This is a genomic window from Streptomyces sp. A18 (assembly GCF_059026065.1).
Window position 1 is genome coordinate 1 of sequence record NZ_JBWLKL010000085.1, and the last position, 7,623, is coordinate 7,623.

The 7,623-nt window shown below is 65.4% G+C and carries 8 protein-coding genes; 4 read left to right on the plus strand and 4 right to left on the minus strand.

What is annotated here, in order from left to right; all coding sequences use genetic code 11:
- Positions 1–513: 513 nt before the first annotated feature.
- Both AC5P1C_RS43110 and AC5P1C_RS43115 read right to left on the minus strand, forming a co-directional pair.
- Positions 514–906: a nuclear transport factor 2 family protein gene (locus tag AC5P1C_RS43110; RefSeq protein WP_493871483.1), complete on the minus strand. Its 393-nt coding sequence runs from the start codon at positions 904–906 to the stop codon at positions 514–516.
- An 812-nt stretch (positions 907–1,718) separates the two neighbouring features.
- Positions 1,719–1,979, minus strand: a complete 261-nt coding sequence (locus AC5P1C_RS43115; RefSeq protein WP_493871484.1) for a hypothetical protein — start codon at positions 1,977–1,979, stop codon at positions 1,719–1,721.
- Positions 1,980–2,165: 186 nt separating this feature from the next.
- Between AC5P1C_RS43115 and AC5P1C_RS43120 the strand changes: the two genes are divergently transcribed.
- Complete coding sequence (locus AC5P1C_RS43120) at positions 2,166–2,582, plus strand: hypothetical protein (RefSeq protein ID WP_493871485.1); 417 nt, start codon at positions 2,166–2,168, stop codon at positions 2,580–2,582.
- A 285-nt stretch (positions 2,583–2,867) separates the two neighbouring features.
- Here AC5P1C_RS43120 and AC5P1C_RS43125 read toward each other — a convergent pair whose 3' ends face one another.
- Positions 2,868–3,260 carry a hypothetical protein gene (locus AC5P1C_RS43125; RefSeq protein WP_493871486.1) on the minus strand — a complete coding sequence of 131 codons (393 nt, stop codon included), beginning with the start codon at positions 3,258–3,260 and terminating at the stop codon, positions 2,868–2,870.
- Between the two features lie 10 nt (positions 3,261–3,270).
- Positions 3,271–3,489, minus strand: coding sequence for a hypothetical protein (locus AC5P1C_RS43130; protein WP_493871487.1), 219 nt, complete (start codon positions 3,487–3,489; stop codon positions 3,271–3,273).
- A gap of 835 nt (positions 3,490–4,324) precedes the next feature.
- Between AC5P1C_RS43130 and AC5P1C_RS43135 the strand changes: the two genes are divergently transcribed.
- The 3 genes from AC5P1C_RS43135 to AC5P1C_RS43145 are packed head-to-tail and all read left to right on the plus strand — an operon-like array spanning position 4,325 to position 6,159.
- Positions 4,325–4,903 carry a DUF6919 domain-containing protein gene (locus AC5P1C_RS43135; RefSeq protein ID WP_493871488.1) on the plus strand — a complete coding sequence of 193 codons (579 nt, stop codon included), beginning with the start codon at positions 4,325–4,327 and terminating at the stop codon, positions 4,901–4,903.
- The gene (locus AC5P1C_RS43140; protein WP_493871489.1) at positions 4,878–5,129 is read left to right on the plus strand and encodes a hypothetical protein; all 252 of its coding nucleotides are present in this window, start codon (positions 4,878–4,880) and stop codon (positions 5,127–5,129) included. The genes AC5P1C_RS43135 and AC5P1C_RS43140 overlap by 26 nt, the downstream gene beginning before the upstream one ends.
- 1 nt (position 5,130) lies before the next feature.
- Complete coding sequence (locus AC5P1C_RS43145; protein ID WP_493871490.1) at positions 5,131–6,159, plus strand: helix-turn-helix domain-containing protein; 1,029 nt, start codon at positions 5,131–5,133, stop codon at positions 6,157–6,159.
- Positions 6,160–7,623 lie beyond the last annotated feature (1,464 nt).

Sequence of the window (7,623 nt, forward strand, 5' to 3'; positions counted from 1 at the left end):
CCCGCTGCTGCGCCAGACGGCGTGGCTCCTGACGGCGGCGACGATCGCCTTCAACGGCGCGGCGGCCTGGCCCGACCGGCTGGGCGGGCCGGCGGCCCCCAAGGGGGCGCGTCACGCGGGCGTGGGGGAAGGGCCCGGGTCGGCAGACGGTGCCCGCTCCAACTCCGCGCGCACGATGGAACGTGCCGTGCGAGCGTCAGGTGTCGCGATTGCGGGTGGAACGCGGTGTAACTGTCTGCGTGCGGCAGCTCGAACCCCGGTGGAGCCCGTCCCACCCTGACAGCCGATCGCCCTCACGCGTGCGGTCGCTGCGGCCCTTGTGAACGACGGCGACCGTGATGGCTCACACTGCTTGCCCCAAACAGTGACCCACGCTGGAAAACCGCAGCTCCGGACGTTTTCCATCCGCGATGGAACGCGCTACGGGGCAGGTCAATCACGCCCGATCGCCAACCGTGCACGAGCTCGTTAGGGCGTGTATCGGAAGTCTCGTCTGCCGTGCTTCGCCAGGGCTCAGCCAGGATCGGCCGTGGTGAGATGGGTGAGCGCACAGCGCCAGCCGCCCTCGTGGCGCACAAACACATCCGTAACCCACTCGTCGGCGTCGAACCGCTGCCCGCGGTGGTACGCCGTATTCGTCATCCGCCCGGTCACCACGGCCGTGTCGCCCGACTCGCCGTAAATGCGGACGCGGGGCGTATCGACATTCTGCATCGCGGAGTGGGTCAAATCCCCGGAGCGGATGTGGTCAAGGAATTCGTCCCGCGTCCCGACGCCCCGGCCGGAGACGATCACCCAGTCGTCCGCCATGAACGAGCCGATCCGGTCAGGGTCGTTGGAGACGATTGCCGCTGCCCAGTCCCGCTCCACGGCGATCAGTCGCTCGCGCGTGTGTCTGTCCCTCATCCCCGCACGGTATCCAGTCCAGTTGCACGGCCACGGCGCGCACGCCGCATGTCGCCGCTCCCGATCCGGGCTTGGTGACGAACGCGTGCAGTGCCACCCGAAGGGGTGTCCAGGCTGGTAGACGCAGCCGAGCCGACGGGGGCCCTTCGTTATCCCGCGAGACCAGCTGAGCAAGGTCGACGTTGAGGTCCAACCCGGGTTTGATCGCGATGGCATGCACGGGGAGGGCACGGTGGAGTAGGCCTTCGCGGCCCTGTGCCGCCTGATAGTGGTGCGCGTGTCCGCCCTGCCACGTCCCGAACCGGCGGGCGGGGGGACGGCTATCGGCGTGCTCGTACCTCCAGGGTGCTGCGAGTGCGCTGACTGCACATTTAGGCGTCGGCGGTCCCATCGTTGTCTACTGCGGGCGCGACGCCCCCACTGCCTGGGGCCCCGTCGTTATCGCCCATCGGCGCGACACTCCCACCGCCGGGTGCACCGTCGTTCTCGCTCATCGGGGAGATGCCGGTACCGCCTGGAGAACCGGTGTCCTCGCCCATGGGCTCGATGTGCACCATCAGCGGCGCAGCGCCCCAGTCGTGTTCGGCAGGCGCGATACTGCCGCTGCCAGGAGAGCCATCGTCTTCACCGGCCATGGACGGCGCCCCAGCTACCGCAAGCGCACCGCCAGCGATCGCCACAACAGCCACCGCACGCGCCGCTTTCCGCTTCAACCTCATGCGATCCCCCGAACTCGATGGTCATGACTCGCCCACGCTAGGAACTCCGGGACCGGCATCGTCGTGAGCGCCTCGTCGGCTGCTCGGGCGAGGTCACCCTTCGCTCCAGCTGCGGAGCTGGCTTGCCGTGCCGCGCAGGGGCAGACTGTGATCGCGGATGGCTGTGACGAGTTCGGGGAGCGCGCCGGGCGGCGCCTTGACGGGCTGTCCGGACTTGCGCATGTAGCGCAGCGCCAGGGCGCCCGTACAGTTCACGCCGCTGTCGCGCTGAGGGGTGGGGCGTCGGCAGACGTACGCCGGAAGGCCGACGCGTGTACGCCGGATCGTCGACCAGGGTTTGTGCCACGGACGCATGTCGTGTGTAACAAAAGTGTCCGCGTCATGTGATCGAGGCGTAGCGATCTGACCGAACACACGAACGATCCGGACGTCGGAATTGATCACGGCACCGCCGACGAGAAGAGTGAGCGTTCGGTATTCGACCCTGATCGATCGTGTCGGGAATCGTCCACGATCGATCGTCCCAACAGAAGGACTGAAGTGACACTTCGTCGAGTTTTCACCGCCGTCGGCGCCCTCGCCACCGCCGGCGCGATCAGCTTGGGCGCAGCCGGGACCGCCTCCGCCGCAACCACGCACGACGGCCACCTGTACCGAAGCGGCGGCATCAAGGCGTCCGACTACGGCATCGACGAGAAGAACGACGAGATCATCATCTGCGACGTGCTCAAGGGCGGGTACATCAGCGCCACCGTGGGCTGGGGCGGCAAGTCGCGGTTCAAGCTGACGGACGGCGACGACCGCAACAACTGCGCGTACTCGTCCGCCACCGGTAAGGGCTTCCCCGTGAAGCGCAACATCCCCGAGGGCGTCAAGGTCACCGTCGTGCTGATGAGTCACACGAGCAGCGGCTTCGTCAACGGCACGAAGACGGTCAAGTTCGTGAACGACCACTGATGCGTGAACGACCACTGAGCTGAGACGCGGCGCCCAGCCAGGGCGTCAGTCACCACCACTTGTGGGGCCACCAGGGACACCTGGTGGCCCCACAGGCCTTTCCGGCGCTCTCCCCACGGACCGGCCACGCGTCTCCGGCCAGTCGTCCATCACTTCGAAACAACGGGGGACAGATGAAGCTTCGTCGCACCTTCACGGCGCGGGTGCAGTCAGGGAGATCACGCACGCATCACGTGCAGCCCGTAGACACAGCCGAGCCCCCTGGCCACGGTTGGGGGTCGGCTGTCACGAGGGGGCGAGCCGAGTGAACCCGGCCAGGCGCGGCACCTGCCCCAGCCCTTGGGCGCGAGCGTCGGGGCCGCTCATGGCGTTCATGACGTCGGCGTCGGGTTCGCCGAAGATTTCGAACCGGGCGACGGTGCAGTGGTCCATGACGTCGCTGATGTGGCCTTCGCTGATCTTCCAGTGGCGGCGGATGGCATCGGAGTCGGCGTAGAGCTGGAAGCTGGTGCACTCCATGGTGTCCTCGTCGATGAACGTCTCGACCATGAGCTGGGGGCCGTGCTCGCGGGTGAAGTCCACGGCGTCGCGTATCGCCTGCTTGAAGGGCTCCAGGTGCCCGTCGGTGATGCGCATGGTGTTGCGGAAGAGAATCGTCTGGGACTCGGTGATCGTCATACGCCGAGCCTCACGTATCAACCAAGGTTGAGGTCAAGACGTTGCGAGGGCACGCGCCGCGAACATGCGGGCCGATCGGCATGAGGAAGCGGTCGGCGGCGTCGATCGCGTCGGACAGTGTCCACCAGGAGAGTCGGAAGTTCGCCGCGCGGTCCAAGTCGGTCAGCGAAGGTTCGCCGAGTGTGAGGTCTTGCGCGCGGTGGAGATGCATGCGGGCCGTCGAGCGCATAGTGATCGCGTACGAGGGTCCAAGCACGCCCCAGTGGCGGGCGCGAAACCGTTCTCCTCGGCCAACTACCGGCGCGCGCAGTCCTCGCGGCTCTCGCCGTGTTCGAGGCGTCCGACCAGCTGAGAACCTGTCAGTGCCCTTCTTCAGAGGGCAGGTCTCGCTGTCAGGCGCGCAGGTACACGAGTTCGCTGAGGTTGCCGACGCTGCGGTGTGGCCATACGTACACCAGCGTCTTCAGGCGGACCCGCTCGGCGTGCCGCAGCTTCCAGCGCACCGCCACACCAGGTCATGTCCCATTGGCCCGGTGACGAAGCAGCTGGAATTCAGGGCCCGGATGCCCAGGTTCGCGGCCAGCCCTGCCCGCAGCTCGTCCAGTCGGCCGGGGGTGAGCGACCAGTACGGCACGTAGTTCGCGTCTACCAGTACGTCAGGGCCAGGCGGCGGGCGTCGCTCAACGTCACCCCGTCGGGCAGGGTGGCCACCGGAGCCCTCCGCGCCCGGCGACGCCTGTAGGCCGCTCTGGTCAGATCCAGCGGCGCCGAGCTCCGTCGGTGTCGCAGCCGGGGAATTGCCTTCCCGGGTTGCCTTCCCGGAGTGCGCTGCCGGGTTGCTTTCCCACGTTGCTCGCCTGGTTGCCCAACGGCAGCCAACCACCCGATCACCCTGCGCGGCTTTCACCAGGTCAAGAGGTGCCGGGGTACTGCGGGCCCATCCCGACACCTCTCTTGTTCACCAAGAGAGGCTGCTTCTTCCTCTTCCTCGCCGCTTGAAAGCCAGGTGGCCTCGTGCCATCCGAAGCCGGGCCCTTGTCCCGCAGAGGTCCGGCCAGTCCGGCTTGCTCCAACGCGGGCTCTTCCTCCACGGGGGCCGTATTCCGGACAGCCAAGGACAGCGTGCTCGCCTCACATCCCAACGGCCACCACGACGGGCCCGATCAGGAGACCGGCCGCTCATACCGGTGTTGCGCGCGGCGAACCGCGGCGGGTTCCTCACCGAGGGCAGCCAGCCCGGCGAACGGGCCACGTACGAGGGGGAGCTGTGGCATCAGCGGGCCTTCGTGTCCGGGTTCGCCGGCCCCGGCCTCGCCGGTGTGCTGGGCGAGGTGACCCACCAGGCCGGGCTCGTCACCCGCGTCTACCTGCCCGCCGGGCGGCCGATGCTGGATGGCGGCGCGGTCGACGTGACGCGGTGGGGCGAGAGGATCAACACCGGTGTTGGCCACTTCCTCAAGCCCCGCGCCGTGCGCCAGATCTTCCCCGGCTGCCGCACGCAGGCCGTGAACGAGGTCATCGCGGCCTGGCAGGTGTCTTCCACACGTGCACCGTCGGCGGCAACCGACCGTGCACGCACGCAAGTTGGGGAGCCAAACGAGCTGAAGGGTCACACGCATGTCTCTGCGCGATTCCGTTTCTGATGCCTGCTCGCAGTGCGCCGGCACCCAGTCTCTGCCGACCACCAGGCCACTGACCGCCCCGGAAGTCGTGATCATCGTGGTCGTCGTCCTGGTCTCCGCGGCACTCGCCCTCTTCGGAATGCCCACCCTGTCCCTGCTGGTGTTGCTGGCTGAGGCCACGGACACCGGCATCCGCTTGGCCCGCCGCGTTCGGACGACCAAACCGACTGCCATGGCGCGAAGCTGACATGGGGCGCCGCGAACAACCAATTCTCAAGTGCAGCCGCGACCTCCAGAAGCTGTGCCAGTGGCTGCGCCACGAACGAACGCAGGCCGCCCTGACCATCCAGCAGCTCGCTGACCGTTCCGGCTGCGGCACCACAACGCTGCGAGCAGCAGTGTCCGGCGCAAAAGTACCGACCCGCGCCACAGTTCTCGCGTTCGCCACGGCCTGCTCATCCGATCCAGACACAGCAGAGCGCCTGTGGAAGAGAGCTCGCTACCACCAGGGCCGCGGTAACCAGCCGCAAGCGCCGCGCCTCTGGTACGTACACAACTTCGCAGGGCTCCATGAGGCACTGGTAGACCTGTACTGGAAGGACGGCGCTCGCCCGTGCAGGGAACTGGAGAAGGCAAGCGAGGCCACCGGAAACAGACTCGCGCACTCAACGATCTGGCGGCTCCTACAGCCCAACCCGAGCGTCCACATCACCAAAGACCTCGTCCTCACATTTGCCCGCATCTGCGGCGAGAAGGGCAAGGCACTACAACAATGGACCCGAGCCTGGGAACGCGCCGATGAGGACCAACGGCAAGGACAAGAGCCCTCAACCAACGTGCGCCAGGCACGAAGCAGCGTCTACTCAGGCGAGGTCGGCCGGCAACGCTGGCCTGTGACGATGTACTCGGATCCGATCCGCACCCTCACCGGCCAGGAGGGCCGTCGCCTCACCGTTGAGACAACCGCACCGACACGATTCTCCGAAGTGATCCTTACTGGAGAGTTTCTGCGCCAGCTCGCTCTGGCCGACCTGCAACCGGAAACCGTCCCTAGTACCAAACGGCCCCGCCAGGGCCAAGAGACGGATTCTGTACCCAGGAAGCCCCCTCCCCAGGTGAGGCCTCATGTCCGACACCGCCCGACGAGAACCGGAACTGTCCAGAAGAGCAAGCCCCGCTACAAGGAGCTCGCCAGAGACATAGCCAACGTCGGGCAGCAGTCAGGTTGGCATGCCTCCTTCAAAGATGACCTAGAAAGCACCTACGAATTTTGGTAGGTGCCCCGTCGCCCGAGCACTCCTTAACCGAGGTACGCCTTCTGCAGACCACTTGAGATAAGGCAGAATTGGGGGCCTCGAAGCGCGTTACGAAATTGTTATATTCGCCTTTCTGTGATATGCCGAATTCTCATATCCGCAGCTCAAAGATACGACACCCAAGACAGGTGATCTTGGGCTACGCGATGACGGTCCAAAGCCTCACGGCCGAGCATTCCCAAGCAGGGAGCAGCACCCAAATCGCGCTGTACGCTGGCTACCAGCAAGAACGCAAGAGGGAGCGCACCCCACCCCAGAGCCGCCAAGCATCCAAGGGTGACGATGCACTCCCTAAAAGCAATCCCGAACTGAAGAACGGAACTACTATGACTCAGTATAGCTCGAAGAAGGAAACAAGAAGTAGAGAAGATAACGAAGAGACCCGGAGTGATTCACCACTCAATTCTGGAAAGTAGTGGGAATGACATCCAGGAACTTCCCTGAAGACAGACCACCCTCCTTCGAAGTAAGATTCGGCGGTCTACACTTTGTAGTCCACCACTTCCCAAGGTGGCCCATCAATCTCGGCAAGCGAATCGCTTTGGGAATCGGAATCGGACTCGGTACTGGAGTCGGTATCGGAAGCGCTTTGCTCTTCGCACAACATCTCAACCTCCAGTAGTAGTTACAACTTTGGGCTCGTTCCCCTGAGGAACGAGCCCAAAGTTGTAACTACAGGCTCGCTGTTCCCCAGGGGAACAGACCCCAGATGTCACCGATCAGTGAAACTGAGCAGTCGTCATGCTCGTGACCTGGGGGTTGTGCAGATTGACTGAGCGGGTTGGTGGTTGGGTTGGCTCACTGAATCTGCGCAGAGTACGGCGTGTGCGAATCTGAGTGGGGGTGGGAGTGGTCTGCATGAGGGATGGGTGGGCAGGCCGGTGGGTTTGACCTGGGGGTGTGTGGTTCGGGGTCGTGTTTTTGTGACGCGATGGTGGTGTCATCTCGGTGACGACCGGTTGTCGGTCTGGTTCAGATTCCGGAATGCCACCACGTTCCTCATGTGCGCCACGTTGTCACTGATCATCGAGGAGGCGGATCGGGGTGATCCACCCAGTCCAGACTCAAGCCACACTTCATTTTGAAGCAAAGGCTTCGTTCCCGACCGCCCGCACAACAACCCGGACGACACCCCTTGCCGCAGGGCCGTCAGGCCCGAGAGCGGGCCGCGCGCAGCGTGGCACGTGCATGAGGACGCGGAGCGTCCTGGGTGACTGGAGCGCAGCGGAAGCCACCACGGGGGCGCAGCCCCCGCATGCCACGGGAGCGCAGCGGACGGGGCATCAACTGGATTGCGCAGCAATCCAGTTGGGTGGGGACGCGCAGCGTCCCCACCCACGCTCACGCGGAGCGTGAGCGCAACACCCGCGCGCAGCGCGGGTGTTCGCTTGCACAGCGCGCAGCGCTGTGGTACCCGCTCCGCGG